The following is a 15,239-nucleotide window of genomic DNA, read 5'->3' on the forward strand; positions in this document are numbered from 1 at the left end:
CGAGCAAGCCCGCTCCCACAGGGGATTTGTGTTGATAGCAACATTCTGACCGGACCGAAAACCGCCATGACCGAAGACACCATCAAACGCCGCGCCAAGGGCCTGGACCGGGCGTTCGATATCCTCGATTTTCTCAAGGAAATCGGCCAGCCCCTGCGCCCGAATGATATCGCCAGCGGCATCGGCAGCCCGAAATCCACGGTCTACGAGCTGGTCGCGTCCCTGCTCGAACGGCGCATCCTGGAAACGGTCGGCAAGGACGGTCACGTCTACCTGGGTCGCCAGCTGTACTTCCTCGGCCAGGCGCACTTGCGTCATTTCGACCTGACCCGCGAGGCCGACCAAGCCCTGCAGGAAATCGTCAGCCAGACCCACGAAACCGCGCAGATGTGCCTGCTCAACGGGCGCAAATACACGGTCGCGCTGATGCGCGAGGGTGAGCGGCATTTTCGTATTTCCTCGGACATCGGCGAAAACGCGCCGATCCCGTGGACCGCGTCCGGGCGCCTGTTGCTGGGGCACTTGAGCGATCAGCAGATCATCGACCTGATCGACTACGCCGACTTCATCCTGCCGGACGGCCAGCGCCTGCCGCTGGAGACCTTCCTGGCCCAGATCCGCCAGGCCACGCTCGATGGGTTCTTCTCCTTCGACAGTGTGGCCGACACCTTTACCCATTGCTTTGCCGCCCCGGTGCGGGACGCGCAGGGCATCAGCATTGCGACCCTGTGCATCGTCGCGCCGCGCGCCGATGCGATCAAAAATTACAACGACTACCGCCGGGTGCTGATCGAAAGCGCCAATAACCTGGCCCGTCGCATCAACGAATAGGAACCTTCCATGCCTGCCAACAATGCCGTTGAAAAAGGCGCCGCCGCCGTCGGTGCACACCTGGTCCGCGACGTCAGCCTGCCTGCCCTGGTGCTGCACCGCGAGGCCCTGGAACACAACATCCGCTGGATGCAGGACTTTGTCAGCCGCAGTGGCGCAGAGCTCGCGCCCCATGGCAAGACCAGCATGATGCCGGCGCTGTTCCAACGCCAGATCGAGGCCGGCGCCTGGGGCATCACCCTGGCCAACGCCGTGCAGGTCCGTGCTGCGTATGCCGGTGGCGTGCGTCGCGTGTTTATGGCCAATCAACTGGTCGGCGCGCCGAACATGGCATTGATCGCCGACCTGCTGGCCGACCAGGATTTCGACTTCCACTGCATGGTCGATCACCCGGACAACGTCGCCGACCTCGGTCTGTTTTTCGCTGCCCGTGGCCTGCGCCTGAACGTGATGATCGAATACGGTGTGGTGGGGGGGCGTTGCGGCTGCCGCAGCGAGCAGGAAGTGCGTGACCTGGCGAAGGCGATCAAGGCCCAGCCGGCGCTGGCCCTCACGGGGATCGAAGGCTATGAAGGCGTGATCCACGGCGAGCACGCCATCAGCGGCATCCGCGATTTCGCCGCCAGCCTGGTGCGCCTGGCTGTCGATCTGCAGAACAATGGCTCCTTTGACCTGCCCAAACCGATCGTCACCGCCTCGGGTTCGGCCTGGTACGACTTGATCGCCGAGTCGTTCGAAGAGCAGAACGCCGCCGGCCGGTTCCTCAGTGTGTTGCGCCCTGGCAGCTATGTGGCCCACGACCATGGCATCTACAAGCAAGCACAGTGCTGCGTGCTTGACCGCCGCAGCGACCTCAACGAAGGCCTGCGTCCGGCACTGGAAGTCTGGGCCCATGTGCAATCGCTGCCCGAGCCAGGTTTTGCGGTGATCGCCCTGGGCAAGCGCGACGTGGCCTACGACGCCGGCCTGCCGGTGCCGCTCAAGCGCTACAAGGCTGGGATCGTGCCGGCGGAAGGCGATGACGTAAGCGCCTGCACCGTCACCGCGGTGATGGACCAGCACGCCTTCATGACCGTGGCGCCGGGTGTTGAACTGCGTATCGGCGACATCATTTCGTTCGGTACTTCGCACCCTTGCCTGACCTTCGACAAGTGGCAGGTCGGCTGCCTGGTGGATGAGCAGTTGCAGGTGATCGAGTCCCTGCAGACCTGCTTCTAGTCGCGTCGCCCCATCGCCGGCCTGGCAGCGCTTTCCCCTGCAGGCGCCCACTTGCCGGCGATGAGGCCCTAAACAACACCAGAGATGAGAAGGCATGAACACACCCTTGCGCATCGCCCTGATCGGCGAATGCATGATCGAACTGCAACACCGCGCCGATGGCAGCCTGCACCAGAGCTTCGGCGGCGACACCCTCAACGCGGCGGTGTACCTGCGCCGCGAGCTGGGCGATAGCGGCGCCGTCGACTACGTCACCGCCCTGGGCGACGACAGTTTCAGCGATGCCATGTGCGCGCAGTGGGCCGAAGAGGGCCTTGGCCTGGCGCAGGTCCAGCGCCTGCCTGGGCGCTTGCCGGGGCTTTATTGCATCCAGACCGACGCCAACGGCGAGCGCAAATTCCTCTACTGGCGCAACGAAGCGGCGGTGCGCGACTGCTTCACCACGCCGGCCGCCGAGCCGATCCTGGCGGCCCTGCCGGGTTATGACGTGGTGTATTTCAGCGGTATCACCCTGGCGGTATTGGGTGAAGTCGGGCGCGCGCGTTTGCTGCAAGCGCTGGTGGAAACCCGTCGGCGCGGCGGCCGAGTGGTGTTCGACAACAACTACCGGCCGCGCCTGTGGGCCAGTGTCGAAGCGGCACGCGCGGCGTATCACACGGTGTTGGCCGAGGTGGACATCGCCTTGCTCACCGAGGATGACGAGTGCGCCTTGTTTGGCTATGCAGACAGCGAGCAAGTGTTCGCGGCCTATCCGAGTATCGCCGAAGTGGTGCTCAAGCGCGGGGCGGATGCGTGCTTGATTCGCTGCAACGGCGAGCGCTTTTCAGTGCCGGCGCTGAAGGTCGAGAAAGTGGTGGACACCACGGCTGCGGGGGATTCGTTCAGTGCGGCGTATTTGGCGGGTCGGCTGAAAGGCGGCTCACCAGAGGAGGCCGCCTTGGCCGGACATCGGTTGGCGAGCCGGGTGATTCAAGTGCCTGGAGCGCTCATCCCGCGAATTTAAGCCGCTCCGTGTGGTGAGCGGGCTTCTGTGGTGAGTTGGCTTCTGTGGTGAACTGGCCTCTGTGGTGAGCGGGCTTGCCCCGCGTTGGAGTGCGCAGCGCTCCCAAGATTTTTGGGGCCGCTACGCAGCCCAACGCGGGGCAAGCCCGCTCACCACAACAAGCCCGCTAGCCACAACCAACCACAACTACTCACACCCACCACAGCAACAAGCGATCAATCCCGGTAAAACACCTGCACCAGGTGATACCCGAACTTGCTCTTGATCGGCCCGTGCACCACTTTCACCGGCTTCTTGAAGATCACCGCATCGATCGCCCCGACCATCTGCCCCGGCCGCACTTCACCCAGGTCCCCGCCGCGCTTGCCGGACGGGCAGGTCGAGTACTTCTTGGCCAACACATCAAACGCTTCGCCCTTGGCAATGCGCTGCTTGAGTTGTTCGGCTTCTTCGCTGGTTTTCACCAGGATATGGCGGGCTTGGGCTTTCATTGGTCTCTACCAGGTGTGCGACGGCGCGCGATTATGCCTGAACTCACTCTTCGACGCTGATCATGCTGCGGATTTTTGTCGCCAGCAAGTCGATGGAAAATGGCTTGGCGACCATGTCCATGCCGTCCTCCAGGAAGCCCTGGCGCTCGGCGGCTTTTTCAGCGTAACCAGTCATGAACAGCACCTTGAGCCCCGGTCGATGCTGGCGTGCGATTTCCGCCAGTTGCCGGCCATTCATGCCCGGCAGGCCGACGTCGGTGACGAGCAAGTCCACGCGCAAGTCCGATTCCAGCAGCGGCAGCGCGGTGCGGGCATCGGCGGCCTGGTGCGCGGTGTAGCCGAGTTCGTCGAGCACATTCACCACCAGCATGCGCACCGCCGGGTCATCCTCGACCACCACCACGGCTTCGCCGGCCAGCGCCAGCGGTGCCTCGCTGAGGTTCGGCGGCAGGCTGCTTTCCAGGGCGGTGCCGTGCAGGCGTGGCAGGTACAGGCGCACGCAGGTGCCCTGGCCTGGTTCGCTCTGAATGGTCACGTGGCCACCGGATTGCTGGGCAAACCCATAGATCATCGATAGCCCCAGGCCGGTGCCCTGGCCGATGGGCTTGGTGGTGAAGAACGGGTCGAATGCCTTGGCCAGGATCTTCGGCGCCATGCCGGTGCCGTTGTCGCACACGCCGAGCATCACGTAGTCGCCGGCGCGCACCGGTTCAAGGGTGGTGATGTCGGTGCCGTCGAGATAACTGTTGGCGGTCTCGATCAGGATCTCGCCGCCATCGGGCATGGCGTCACGCGCGTTGATCACCAGGTTGAGCAGGGCGTTCTCCAGCTGGCTGGCGTCGGTGTTCACCGGCCAGATGTCGTGGCCCAGTTGCACCTTGAGGCTGATGTGCGCGCCCTTGGTGCGCCGGAACAGGTCTTCCAGCGAGGCCACCAGCTGGTTGGGATCAGTCGGGCGGCGGTCCAGCGACTGGCGCCGGGAGAACGCCAGCAGCCGATGGGTGAGGGCGGCCGCGCGATGGGCCGAGGACACCGCGGCGTCGGCGAAACGGCCGATGTCGTCGCTGCGCCCGGCAGCGATGTAACGCTGCATCAGGTCGAGGCTGCCGATGATGCCGGTGAGCATGTTGTTGAAGTCGTGGGCGATACCGCCGGTGAGCTGGCCCACCGCTTCCATTTTCTGCGCATGGCGCAGGGCATCTTCGGCGCGCTCGCGCTCGAACATTTCGTTCTGCAGGCGCTGGTTGGCCTCGGCCAGCGCCTGGGTGCGCTGGGCCACGCGCTCCTCTAGGTTCTCGTTGAGGTGGCGCAGGGCTTCTTCGGTGAGCTTGCGTTCGGTCTCGTCGATCACAAAGATGTAGAAACCATTCACTGAACCGTCATTGCTGAAGCGCGGCAGGTACTTCATCAGTGCATGGCGCGGTCGGCCGTCGCGGTGCGGGGTGATGGTCATGAAGCTGCAGGCCTTGCCCTTGAGCGCGGCGGCAATCTTGTCCGCGCGCCCGGCATACACCTCCTCGCCGAGCACTTCGCGGATGCTCTTGCCGTACAGCTCCTGGGGCGTCATGCCGTACCACTCAAGGTAGGCACTGTTGTTCAGCCGAAAGCGTTGTTCGTGGTCGACATAGCCGATCAGCACCGGCATGGCGTTGATGATCAGTTGCAGCTCGGTCTGGCTTTGGCGCAAGGCCTGCTCGGTGTGCTTGCGCTCGGTGAGGTCCAGCGCGGCGCCGAGGAAGCGCGCCGGGCGGCCGTGCGCGTCCTTGTAGCAGCGGCCACGGGCGAACACCCAGCGTACCTGGCCATCGGCCTGCAGCAGACGGTATTCCTCGGCGTACTCGGTGCCGAAGGTGATGCAGTGCTTGATGCTGCGCGCCACCATGGCGCGGTCTTCGGGGTGCACGCCTTGCAGGTAGGCGCTGATGGGCAGCAGCCCGGCATCGTCGGGATCAACGCCATGCAGGTAGGCAAAGTGCGCATCGGCGATAAAGCGGTCCTCGCCGATGTCCCAGTCCCAGGTGCCCACCGCGTCGGTGGCGGCCAGTGCCAGTTGCAGGCGTTGCTCGCTGTTGTGCTGGGCCTTGAGGCTGTCTTCGGAGCGCTGTTGCAGTTCGAGGGCGACGCGCCGACGCTCGTTGGTTTCGATGGCGGTGACCAGGATGCCGGCCACGCAGCCGCTTTCATCGCGGATCGGACTGTAGGTCAGGTCCAGCCAGATGTCGGTATCGCGGTGGTCGCGCTGCAGCACGAAGCGCTGCTCGCTGAAGGTGCGCACCTGGCCGCTGAGGACGGCGTCGTAGACCGGTCCGGTAAAGCTTTCCAGCTCCGGCCAGGTCGCATGGGCCGGCTGGCCCATCGCCTCGGGGTGCTTGTTGCCCGCCAGGCGTGCGAAGCCATCGTTGTAGAGCTGGGTGAGTTGGCTGCCCCACAGCAGGAGCATCGGCATCGGCGAATTGACGACGATATCCACGGCTGTGCGCAGGCTTTGCGGCCAATCATTGGCCTCACCGAGGGGGCTTTGCGCCCAGTCCAGCCGCGCAATCAATGCAGCAGCTTCGCTACCGGTGGATGTTCCTTTCATGAAAAAGCCCTGAGCATGACGCTTTGAAAATGACAAAGGCCGATTATCCCGTGAGTCGGGAACGGCTGACTACCCCTCGAAAAATAGCATGCATTGGGGCTTTGTCTTCAAATGAGTGCTTCAGGGCTGAAACCTTTCATCTTCAGGCCAGTTCAGGACGGTCGCGAAACTGCGCCAGCGCCTCCGGATTGGCCAGTGCGTCGGTGTTCTTGACCGGCTCGCCATGCACTACATTGCGCACCGCCAGTTCGACGATTTTGCCGCTGATGGTGCGCGGGATATCGGTGACGGCAAGGATCTTCGCCGGCACGTGGCGTGGCGTGGTGTTGGCGCGGATGACCTGGCGAATCTGCTGCTCCAGCGCCTCGTCCAGCGTGACGCCGTCGTTGAGCCGCACAAACAGCACCACCCGCACGTCGTCCTGCCAGCGTTGGCCGATGGCGAGGCTTTCCACTACCTGCGGGACTTTTTCCACCTGGCGATAAATCTCTGCCGTGCCGATACGCACACCGCCCGGGTTGAGCACTGCGTCGGAGCGTCCGTGGATCAGCAGGCTGCCGTTGGGGCGCTGTTCGGCGTAGTCGCCCTGCGCCCACACGCCAGGGAACTGGCTGAAGTAGGAGGCGCGCAGCTTCTTCTGGCCCGGATCGTTCCACAAGCCAATCGGCATCGCCGGGAAATGCCGGGTGCACACCAGCTCGCCTTTTTCGCCGACCAGCGGCTGGCCCTGGTCATCCCAGACTTCGATGGCCATCGCCAGGCTCTTGCACTGCATTTCACCGCGACGCACCGGCAACACCGGGTTACCGATTACAAAGCAGGAGACGATATCGGTGCCGCCGGACATCGACGACAGGCACAGCTCACCCTTGATTTCGCGGTACACGTAGTCGTAGCTCTTCGGCGAGAGCGGCGAACCAGTCGAAATCAGCCCCTTGAGGCTGCCCAGGTCATGGCTCAGGCGCGGTTGCAGCCCGGCCTTTTCGAGGGTGGCGAGAAACTTGGGGCTGGTGCCGAACACGCTGATGCGTTCCGCGTCGATCAGATCGATCAAGCGCTCCGGCCCCGGATGAAACGGCGAGCCGTCATACAGCACCGCCGTGGCCCCCAGGGCCAGTACCGACACCAGCCAATTCCACATCATCCAGCCGCAGGTGGTGTAGTAGAACAGGCAATCCTCACGCGAAAGGTCGGCGTGCAGGCCGTGTTCCTTGAGGTGGGTGAGCAACACGCCACCGGTGCCGTGGATGATGCACTTGGGCACGCCAGTGGTGCCGCTGGAATACAGGATGTACAGCGGATGATCGAACGGCACCGGGACAAATTCCGGCTCGCCACCGGCGCGATAGAAGTCCTCCCACAACGCGACTTTGGCCTGGGTCCGGTAGTCCTCGACCTGCGCCTGTGGCCGTGCGTACGGCACGATGATCAATTGCTGCAGGGACGGCAGGCGCTCCAGGATTTCATTCAGCTTGGTGCTCTGGTCGATGGTTTTGCCGGCATAGCGGTAGCCGGCGCAGGTGATCAGCACCTTGGGCTCGATCTGGCCGAAACGGTCGATCACGCCCTGGGTGCCGAAGTCCGGCGATGAGCATGACCAGATGGCGCCCAGGCTGGTGGTGGCGAGCATGCCGACCAGGGTTTGCCAGGTGTTGGGCATGCACGCGGCGACCCGGTCACCCACGCCGACCCCGGCCGCACGCAGGCTGTGCTGCAGGCCGGCGACGTGGGCCGCGAGTTCGGCGTAGGTCAGTTGTTCGCGCCGGCCGTCTTCGCTGATGGCAACCACGGCGGGGTGGGCATCGCGGCGGCGCAGCAGGTGTTCGGCAAAATTCAGCGTGGCGCCGGGAAACCACTGGGCGCTGGGCATCTCGCGGTCTTCGATCAGCGTGGCCGTGGGCGGGCTGCGAAATTGCACCTCGAAGAATGCCACGATCGCCTGCCAGAAGGCCGGGCGCTGGTCGATGCTCCATTGGTGCAGGGCGGCGTAGTCGTCGAGCCGCACGCCGTGGTGTTCGTTGATATAGCGCCGGAACTGGTCCATCCGCGTGTTGCGGATGCGTTCGGGGGAGGGTTGCCAGAGGATGTCGGACATCAGCACGGTCTCTAGTTCTTGTATGAAGTCAGCCAGAAATCACCGGTGTTTGGCGCATCGGACGTGTTACTGGGCCAGCCAGCCACCGTCGATGTTCCAGGCGGCCCCGCGGACCTGGGCACCCGCCTCACTGCACAGGAACAGCACCAGCTCACCCAGTTGTGGCGGCGTGACAAACTCCAGCGACGGCTGTTTCTCCGAGAGCAGATCATGCTGTGCCTGCTGCGGGTCGACGCCATTGGCGGCGCGGTCATCGATCTGCTTCTGCACCAGTGGCGTCAGCACCCAGCCCGGGCAAATCGCGTTGCAGGTCACGTTGCTGGTGGCGGTTTCCAGGCCGACCACCTTGGTCAGGCCGATCACGCCATGCTTGGCCGCGACATACGCGGCCTTGCCCACCGAACCGACCTGGCCGTGCACCGAGGCGATGTTGACGATGCGCCCCCAGCCCTTGGCCTTCATGCCCGGCAAGCTCAGGCGCGTGCTGTGGAACACCGAGGACAGGTTGATCGCGATGATCGAGTCCCAGCGTTCCGCCGGGAAGTCTTCCACGGCCGCCACATGCTGGATGCCGGCGTTGTTGACCAGGATGTCCACGCCGCCGAACTCACGCTCGGCGTAGGCGATCATGTCGGCGATCTGCGCCGGGTCGCTGACGTCCGCCGGGTGATGGCCGACCTTGCCGCCGAACGCCTGCACCTGGGCAATCACCGCGCTGGCGTCGCCGAAACCGTTGAGGATCAGGTTGGCGCCGGCCTTGGCCAGGCTCAGTGCGATGCCCAGGCCGATGCCGCTGGTGGAGCCGGTAACCAGGGCGGTCTTGCCGTTCAATGTCGTCATGAAAACCTCACACAATGCCGGTGGCGTAGAAAGTACCGATCACCACGAACACCGCGAGGGTCTTGATGATCGTGATGCCGAAAATGTCCTTGTAGGCTTCGCGGTGGGTCAGGCCGGTGACGGCCAGCAGCGTGATCACCGCGCCGTTGTGCGGCAGGGTGTCCATGCCGCCGCTGGCCATGGCGGCGACCCGGTGCAGCACTTCAAGGGGGATATTGGCCGCATGCGCCGCCGAAATAAAGCTCTCGGACATGGCCGCCAGGGCGATGCTCATGCCGCCCGAGGCCGAACCGGTGATACCGGCCAGCAAGGTCACGGTAATTGCTTCGTTGACCAGCGGGTTGGGGATGCCCTTGAGCCAGTCCGCGAGCACCAGAAAACCTGGCAATGAAGCGATCACCGCGCCGAAGCCGTATTCCGACGCGGTGTTCATCGCCGCCAGCAGCGCACCGCTGACCGCACTTTTACTGCCTTCGGCAAGCTTGCTCTTGATTGCCGACCAGCCAAACACCAGCACCATCAGGATCCCCACCAGCAACGCCGCCTGCACTGCCCAGATCGCGGTGAGCTTGGCGATTTCGGTGGTCACCGGCGCACTCATGCCCGGCAGGCTGAGGCTGTGGGTCTTGCCATACCACTGGGGGATCCAGTGGGTGAACAGCAGGTTCATCACGCCGACCAGGATCAGCGGCGACAGCGCGATCCACGGGTTCGGCAGGCTGAGGTTGTCGGCGGTTTCCGGCTCGTTGCGCAACTCGGTGCCGTAGCCTTCACCGGCGCGCTGGGCCTTGTTGCGTTGGCGCGCGAGGTACAGCATGCCGGTGCAGAACACGAAGATCGTGCCAATCAACCCCAGCCACGGTGCGGCCCAGGCGGTGGTGTTGAAGAAGGTGCTGGGGATGATGTTCTGGATCTGCGGTGTGCCGGGCAGCGCGTCCATGGTGAACGAAAACGCGCCGAGGGCGATGGTCGCCGGGATCAGGCGCTTGGGGATATTGCTCTGGCGAAACATCTCCGCGGCAAACGGGTACACCGCAAACACCACCACAAACAGCGACACGCCGCCGTAGGTGAGCAGGGCACACACCAGCACGATCACCAGCATCGCCTGGCGGGTGCCGAGCAAGCGGATCGCCGCCGCCACGATGGAGCGCGAAAAGCCCGACAGCTCGATCAGCTTGCCGAACACCGCCCCGAGCAGGAACACCGGAAAATACAGTTTGATGAAGCCGACCATTTTCTCCATGAACACCCCGGTAAACGCGGGGGCAACGGCAGAAGGATCGGTGAGCAGGACAGCGCCGAGCGCGGCGATGGGGGCAAACAGGATAACGCTATAGCCACGGTAGGCAGCCAGCATCAGCAGCGCGAGGGCTGCCAGGGCAATGATCACACTCATGGTGTGTCTCCATCGGATTGTTATTTTTGTGGGGTGTTGTGGTGGGGAAGGGCTATAGCGAGATATGTGCCAAGTGTTTAACGCATTGAAATATATAGAAATTTTTCGATTTAAACAACCGTGCTGTGAGATCTGTCTCTATTTTGAGACTGCGGGAGATCCCCTGTGGGAGCGGGCTTGCCCGCGAAAGCGTCGCGCCAGTCAGCTTACAGGGCACTGATACACCGCAATCGCGGGCAAGCCCGCTCCTACACTAGGGTGTCTTCGTTTGTGGAATTGTGTCTCTTTGTTGAGACTAAGCAATGCCCAACGCCACCATCTTCTTGTACAGCGTCGACCTGCCGAGCCCCAGCTGCTGCGCCGCGTCCACCACATTGCCTTCACACGCCGCAAGCGCCGCCCCAATCACCTGCCGATCAAAGCGCTCGCGTGCTGCGCTGAATGTTTCACCGGCTACGGCCGGCACTGCGGTGCGCTCGACCGGGGTAAAGGTGCCAATCGCCGCGCGAATTTCCTCGGCATCCAACACCAGGTCATCACTCAACAATGCCGCGCGCTCCAGCACATTGCGCAGCTCGCGGATATTTCCCGGCCACGCATGCTGCGCCAACAACCCCAGGGCGTCACGGTCGAGTTCATGCTGGCTGCGCAGCTCCTCCAGGATCGCCTCGCTCAGCGCCGGAATATCCTCCAGGCGTTCACGCAGTGGCGGCACCTGGATCGGCAGCACGTTCAGCCGGTAATACAGGTCTGCCCGAAACTCCCCGCGCTTGATCGCTGCTTCGAGGTCCATCGACGTCGCGGCGATCACCCGCACATCGCTGTGCAGCATCTCGTTGGAGCCGACCGGTTCGAATTCCTTTTCCTGCAGCACCCGCAGCAGCTTGCTTTGCAGCGGCAGTGGCATGTCGCCGATTTCATCGAGGAACAGCGTGCCGCCCTGGGCAATCTGGAATTTGCCGGGACGGCCCTTGCGGTCGGCGCCGGTAAACGCGCCGGGCGCAGTGCCGAAAAACTCGGCCTCGAGCAAATCATGCGGAATCGCCGCGCTGTTGATGCTGACAAATGCCTTGTGCGCCCGCGGCGAGGCGCCGTGGATCGCTTGCGCCAGCAGCTCCTTGCCGGTGCCGGTTTCGCCGAGCAGCAACACTGGTGACTCGGCACTCGCGCTGCGCCGGGCGCGGCGCTTGACTTCAAGGCTGGCCGCGCTGGTGCCGATAAAGTGCGCAAAGTTGTACTTGCTCTGGCGTTTGCGCAGCAACGAACGGGTCGAGGCCAGCTCCTGCTGCATGCTCAGGTAGCGTTCGATCAGCGGCGACAAGTTGCGCAGCTCATCGAACAGCGCAAACCCAATCGCGCCGATTACCGCGCCGGCATCGTCGTGAATGGGCAGGCGCATCACCACCAGCGGGCCTTTGGGCGTGTCCTGGATATCCAGCAGGATCGGCTGGTCGTTGCGCACCACCTGGCGCAACAGGCTGTTGGAAATCACCTGTTCACACGGCTGGCCGATGGCTTCATCGGCGCTGTTCAGGCCGAAACGCTTGGCGTAGCGCTCGTTCATCCAGACGATATTCGCGTCACGGTCGACAATCACCGTGCCTTCGCTGGACTGCTCGATAATCTCGAACAACGACTGGATCGCCAGGCCACGAACCTGTTGGTAGTCCTTGAGGTTTTCGTTGATGTTCATGCTTACGCCGTCAACACAAATGGGGGATGGGCGCGATCCTGTGGCAGCGGGCTTGCCCGCGAAGGCGGCGTGCCAGTCAATAAATCCGGCACTGATACAGCGCTTTCGCGAGCGAGCCCGCTCCCACAGGAGGCGCGTTTACAAGGGTATATGTGCCGCCGCCAGCAGCTCTTTGGTGTAGGGATGCTGCGGCGCGTCGAAAACCGCATGGCTCGCGCCGCGCTCCACCACCTTGCCGTCCTTCACCACGATCATGTCATGCGCCATGGCGCGCACCACGGCCAGGTCATGGCTGATGAACAGGTAGGTCAGGCCATACTTTTCCTGCAGTTCGCGCAGCAGCGCGACCACTTGTTTCTGCACCGTGCGATCGAGCGCGGAGGTCGGCTCGTCGAGCAGCATCAGCGCCGGCTTGAGCACCAGCGCGCGGGCGATGGCAATGCGTTGGCGCTGCCCGCCGGAGAACTCATGCGGGTAGCGGTGTCGGCTGGCAGGGTCGAGGCCCACGTCCTTGAGCACCTGGATCACTTGCGCATCGCGCTCGGCGAGGCTGCATGGCGCGTGCACTTCCAGGCCTTCGCTGATGATCTGCTGCACCGACATGCGTGGGCTGAGGCTGCCATAAGGGTCCTGGAACACCACCTGCATCTGCTTGCGCCACGGGCGCATCTGCTGGTGGTTGAGCGGGTCGAGGGCGGTCCCCTGGAAGCGGATGCTGCCGGTGGAATCCAGCAGGCGCAGGATCGCCTGGCCGAGGGTGGATTTGCCCGAGCCCGACTCGCCGACAATCCCCAGGGTCTTGCCGCGCTGCACGCTGAGGCTGATGCCGTCCACTGCACGCAGGTAAGTCTTGCGCCGCAACAGTCCGCCCGTGAGGGGGAACTGCACGGTCAGGTCGTCGACCTGCAACACCGTCTCGCGCGCATCGCTGCACAGCGGTTCGCCGGCCGGCTCCGCATCCAGCAGCAGGCGGCTGTAAGGGTGCTGCGGCGCGGTGAACAGGGTCTGGCAGTCGGCCTGCTCGACGATTTCTCCGGCGCGCATCACGCAGACGCGCTGGGCAATGCTGCGCACCAGGTTGAGGTCGTGGCTGATCAGCAGCAGCGACATGCCCAGGCGCTGCTGCAACGACTTGAGCAGCAGCAGGATCTTGCGCTGCACGGTCACGTCGAGCGCGGTGGTGGGCTCGTCGGCGATCAGCAACTCTGGCTCGCAGGCCAGGGCCATCGCGATCATCACCCGCTGGCGCTGGCCGCCGGAGAGCTGATGCGGGTAAGCCTTGAGGCGCTCCTGGGGTTTCTGGATGCCGACCAGCTCGAGCAACTCCAGAATGCGCGCCTGCGCCGCCTTGCCGCCCAGGCCCTTGTGCAACAGCAGGGTTTCGCCGATCTGCTTTTCGATGCTGTGCAGCGGATTCAGCGAGGTCATCGGCTCCTGGAAAATCATCGCAATGCGGTTGCCGCGCAATTTCTGCAGGGTGGCGGCCGAGGCGCCGACCAGTTCCTGGCCGCGATACTTCACCGAGCCGGTGGTTGCAGTACCGGCCTCGGGCAGCAATTGCAGGATCGAATGGGCCGTCACCGACTTGCCCGAGCCGGACTCGCCGACCAGCGCCAGGCACTCGCCGGGGCGCACATCCAGGCACAGGTTGCGTACCACGGTCTGGCTGCTGAAGGCGACGCTGAGGTCGCGGATCTCGATCAGGTTCATACGCAGTTACTCATGAGCGGGGGTCGAAGGCGTCACGCAACGCCTCGCCGATAAAGACCAGCAGCGACAGGATCAGCGCCAAGGTGAAAAACGCAGTCAGGCCCAGCCAGGGCGCCTGCAGGTTCTGCTTGCCCTGGGCGATCAGTTCCCCCAGCGACGCGCTGCCCGCCGGCATGCCGAAGCCGAGAAAATCCAGGGCGCTCAAAGTCGAAATCGCCCCGGTCAGAATAAACGGCAGGTAGCTCAAGGTGGCGGTCATGGCGTTGGGCAGGATATGCCGGCGAATGATCTTGCCGTCGCCCAAGCCCAAGGCCCGCGCCGCCTTGACGTACTCCAGGTTGCGGCCGCGCAGGAACTCGGCGCGCACCACGTCCACCAGGGCCAGCCAGGAGAACAGCGCCATGATCCCCAGCAGCCACCAGAAGTTGGGCTCGACAAAGCCCGACAGGATGATCAGCAGATACAGCACCGGCAGCCCGGACCACACTTCCAGGATGCGCTGGCCAAGCAAATCCACCCAGCCGCCGTAGTAACCCTGCAATGCACCGGCCGCGATGCCGATGGCGGCACTGATCGCGGTGAGCGCCAGGGCAAACAGGATCGACACCCGCGCGCCGAAGATCACCCGCGCCAGCACGTCCCGCGACTGATCGTCGGTGCCCAGCCAGTTCACCGCCGAGGGCGGGCTGGGGGCAGGGCGGGTCAGTTCGTAGTTGGGGGTGTCCTCGCTGAACGCAATCGGCGGGAACAGCATCCAGCCACCGTCCTGCTTGATCAGCTGTTGCACGTAGTCACTGCGGTAATCGGCCTGGAACGGCAGTTGCCCGCCGAACTGCTGTTCGGTGTAGCGCTTGAACACCGGGAAATACAGTTCGTTCTTGAAGCTGAGCACCAGGGGCTTGTCATTGGCGATCAACTCGCCGCCCAGGGTCAGGATGAACAGGCCGATGAACAGCCACAGCGACCACCAGCCGCGACGGTTCTTCTTGAAGCGTTCGAAACGCCGACGGGCCACCGGAGACAGATTGAGCATCAGGCGTTCCTCGCGGCGAAGTCGATACGCGGGTCCACCAGCGTGTAGCAGAGGTCGCCGATGAGTTTTATCAGCAGGCCAAACAAGGTGAAGATAAACAGCGAGCCAAACACCACCGGATAGTCACGCGACACGGCAGCTTCGTAGCTCATGCGCCCGAGCCCATCGAGGGAGAAGATCACCTCGATCAGCAGCGAACCGGCAAAAAACACGCTGATAAACGCCTGGGGAATCCCCGAAATCACCAGCAGCATGGCGTTGCGGAACACATGGCCATACAGCACACGGCGTTCGCTCAAGCCCTTGGCCCGCGCGGTGACCACGTACTGGCGGGTGATTTCGTTG

Annotated in this window: 12 protein-coding genes; 3 read left to right on the forward strand and 9 right to left on the reverse strand. The window is 63.8% G+C overall.

The annotated features are described in order from the left end of the window. Nucleotides 1–66 precede the first annotated feature (66 nt). From BBG20_RS23760 to BBG20_RS23770, 3 genes are all read left to right on the forward strand, one after another. The gene (locus BBG20_RS23760; RefSeq protein ID WP_065907743.1) at nt 67–831 is read left to right on the forward strand and encodes an IclR family transcriptional regulator; all 765 of its coding nucleotides are present in this window, start codon (nt 67–69) and stop codon (nt 829–831) included. Between the two features lie 9 nt (nt 832–840). Beyond that, on the forward strand, nt 841–2,049 hold the full coding sequence (locus BBG20_RS23765) for an amino acid deaminase (RefSeq protein ID WP_065907745.1): 1,209 nt from the start codon (nt 841–843) through the stop codon (nt 2,047–2,049). Nucleotides 2,050–2,143: 94 nt separating this feature from the next. Further along, on the forward strand, nt 2,144–3,052 hold the full coding sequence (locus BBG20_RS23770; RefSeq protein ID WP_065907747.1) for a sugar kinase: 909 nt from the start codon (nt 2,144–2,146) through the stop codon (nt 3,050–3,052). 215 nt (nt 3,053–3,267) lie between these two features. On the opposite strand, the gene BBG20_RS23775 is transcribed toward BBG20_RS23770, so the two are convergent. From BBG20_RS23775 to BBG20_RS23815, 9 genes are all read right to left on the reverse strand, one after another. Then, the gene (locus BBG20_RS23775) at nt 3,268–3,543 is read right to left on the reverse strand and encodes a peptidylprolyl isomerase (RefSeq protein ID WP_003174397.1); all 276 of its coding nucleotides are present in this window, start codon (nt 3,541–3,543) and stop codon (nt 3,268–3,270) included. Nucleotides 3,544–3,586: 43 nt separating this feature from the next. After that, the gene (locus tag BBG20_RS23780) at nt 3,587–6,124 is read right to left on the reverse strand and encodes a PAS domain-containing protein (protein ID WP_065907752.1); all 2,538 of its coding nucleotides are present in this window, start codon (nt 6,122–6,124) and stop codon (nt 3,587–3,589) included. Nucleotides 6,125–6,266: 142 nt separating this feature from the next. Beyond that, nucleotides 6,267–8,219 carry an acetoacetate--CoA ligase gene (locus BBG20_RS23785; RefSeq protein WP_065907753.1) on the reverse strand — a complete coding sequence of 651 codons (1,953 nt, stop codon included), beginning with the start codon at nt 8,217–8,219 and terminating at the stop codon, nt 6,267–6,269. A gap of 66 nt (nt 8,220–8,285) precedes the next feature. After that, complete coding sequence (locus BBG20_RS23790; protein ID WP_065907756.1) at nt 8,286–9,059, reverse strand: 3-hydroxybutyrate dehydrogenase; 774 nt, start codon at nt 9,057–9,059, stop codon at nt 8,286–8,288. A 7-nt stretch (nt 9,060–9,066) separates the two neighbouring features. Beyond that, entirely contained in the window at nt 9,067–10,458 is a 1,392-nt protein-coding gene (locus BBG20_RS23795; protein WP_065907757.1) for a GntP family permease, read from the reverse strand. 295 nt (nt 10,459–10,753) lie between these two features. Then, entirely contained in the window at nt 10,754–12,151 is a 1,398-nt protein-coding gene (locus BBG20_RS23800) for a sigma-54 interaction domain-containing protein (RefSeq protein ID WP_065907759.1), read from the reverse strand. A 138-nt stretch (nt 12,152–12,289) separates the two neighbouring features. Further along, nucleotides 12,290–13,861 (reverse strand): ABC transporter ATP-binding protein, encoded by a 1,572-nt coding sequence (locus tag BBG20_RS23805; protein WP_065907761.1) that lies wholly within the window; start codon nt 13,859–13,861, stop codon nt 12,290–12,292. A 10-nt stretch (nt 13,862–13,871) separates the two neighbouring features. Beyond that, nucleotides 13,872–14,894, reverse strand: a complete 1,023-nt coding sequence (locus BBG20_RS23810; RefSeq protein ID WP_065907762.1) for an ABC transporter permease — start codon at nt 14,892–14,894, stop codon at nt 13,872–13,874. Further along, nucleotides 14,894–15,239 (reverse strand): ABC transporter permease subunit (locus tag BBG20_RS23815; RefSeq protein WP_141697315.1); only part of this gene is annotated, 346 nt, incomplete at its 5' end. The genes BBG20_RS23810 and BBG20_RS23815, both read right to left, overlap by 1 nt.

Source organism: Pseudomonas aylmerensis (genome assembly GCF_001702265.1).
Lineage (GTDB): Bacteria > Pseudomonadota > Gammaproteobacteria > Pseudomonadales > Pseudomonadaceae > Aquipseudomonas > Aquipseudomonas aylmerensis.

Excerpts from the sequence above, each read along its gene's own strand:
- BBG20_RS23760 (WP_065907743.1), top strand. The coding sequence starts at position 67 with ATGACCGAAGACACCATCAAACGCCGCGCCAAGGGCCTGGACCGGGCG.
- BBG20_RS23765 (WP_065907745.1), top strand. The coding sequence starts at position 841 with ATGCCTGCCAACAATGCCGTTGAAAAAGGCGCCGCCGCCGTCGGTGCA.
- BBG20_RS23770 (WP_065907747.1), top strand. The coding sequence starts at position 2,144 with ATGAACACACCCTTGCGCATCGCCCTGATCGGCGAATGCATGATCGAA.
- BBG20_RS23775 (WP_003174397.1), bottom strand. The coding sequence starts at position 3,543 with ATGAAAGCCCAAGCCCGCCATATCCTGGTGAAAACCAGCGAAGAAGCC.
- BBG20_RS23780 (WP_065907752.1), bottom strand. The coding sequence starts at position 6,124 with ATGAAAGGAACATCCACCGGTAGCGAAGCTGCTGCATTGATTGCGCGG.
- BBG20_RS23785 (WP_065907753.1), bottom strand. The coding sequence starts at position 8,219 with ATGTCCGACATCCTCTGGCAACCCTCCCCCGAACGCATCCGCAACACG.
- BBG20_RS23790 (WP_065907756.1), bottom strand. The coding sequence starts at position 9,059 with ATGACGACATTGAACGGCAAGACCGCCCTGGTTACCGGCTCCACCAGC.
- BBG20_RS23795 (WP_065907757.1), bottom strand. The coding sequence starts at position 10,458 with ATGAGTGTGATCATTGCCCTGGCAGCCCTCGCGCTGCTGATGCTGGCT.
- BBG20_RS23800 (WP_065907759.1), bottom strand. The coding sequence starts at position 12,151 with ATGAACATCAACGAAAACCTCAAGGACTACCAACAGGTTCGTGGCCTG.
- BBG20_RS23805 (WP_065907761.1), bottom strand. The coding sequence starts at position 13,861 with ATGAACCTGATCGAGATCCGCGACCTCAGCGTCGCCTTCAGCAGCCAG.
- BBG20_RS23810 (WP_065907762.1), bottom strand. The coding sequence starts at position 14,894 with ATGCTCAATCTGTCTCCGGTGGCCCGTCGGCGTTTCGAACGCTTCAAG.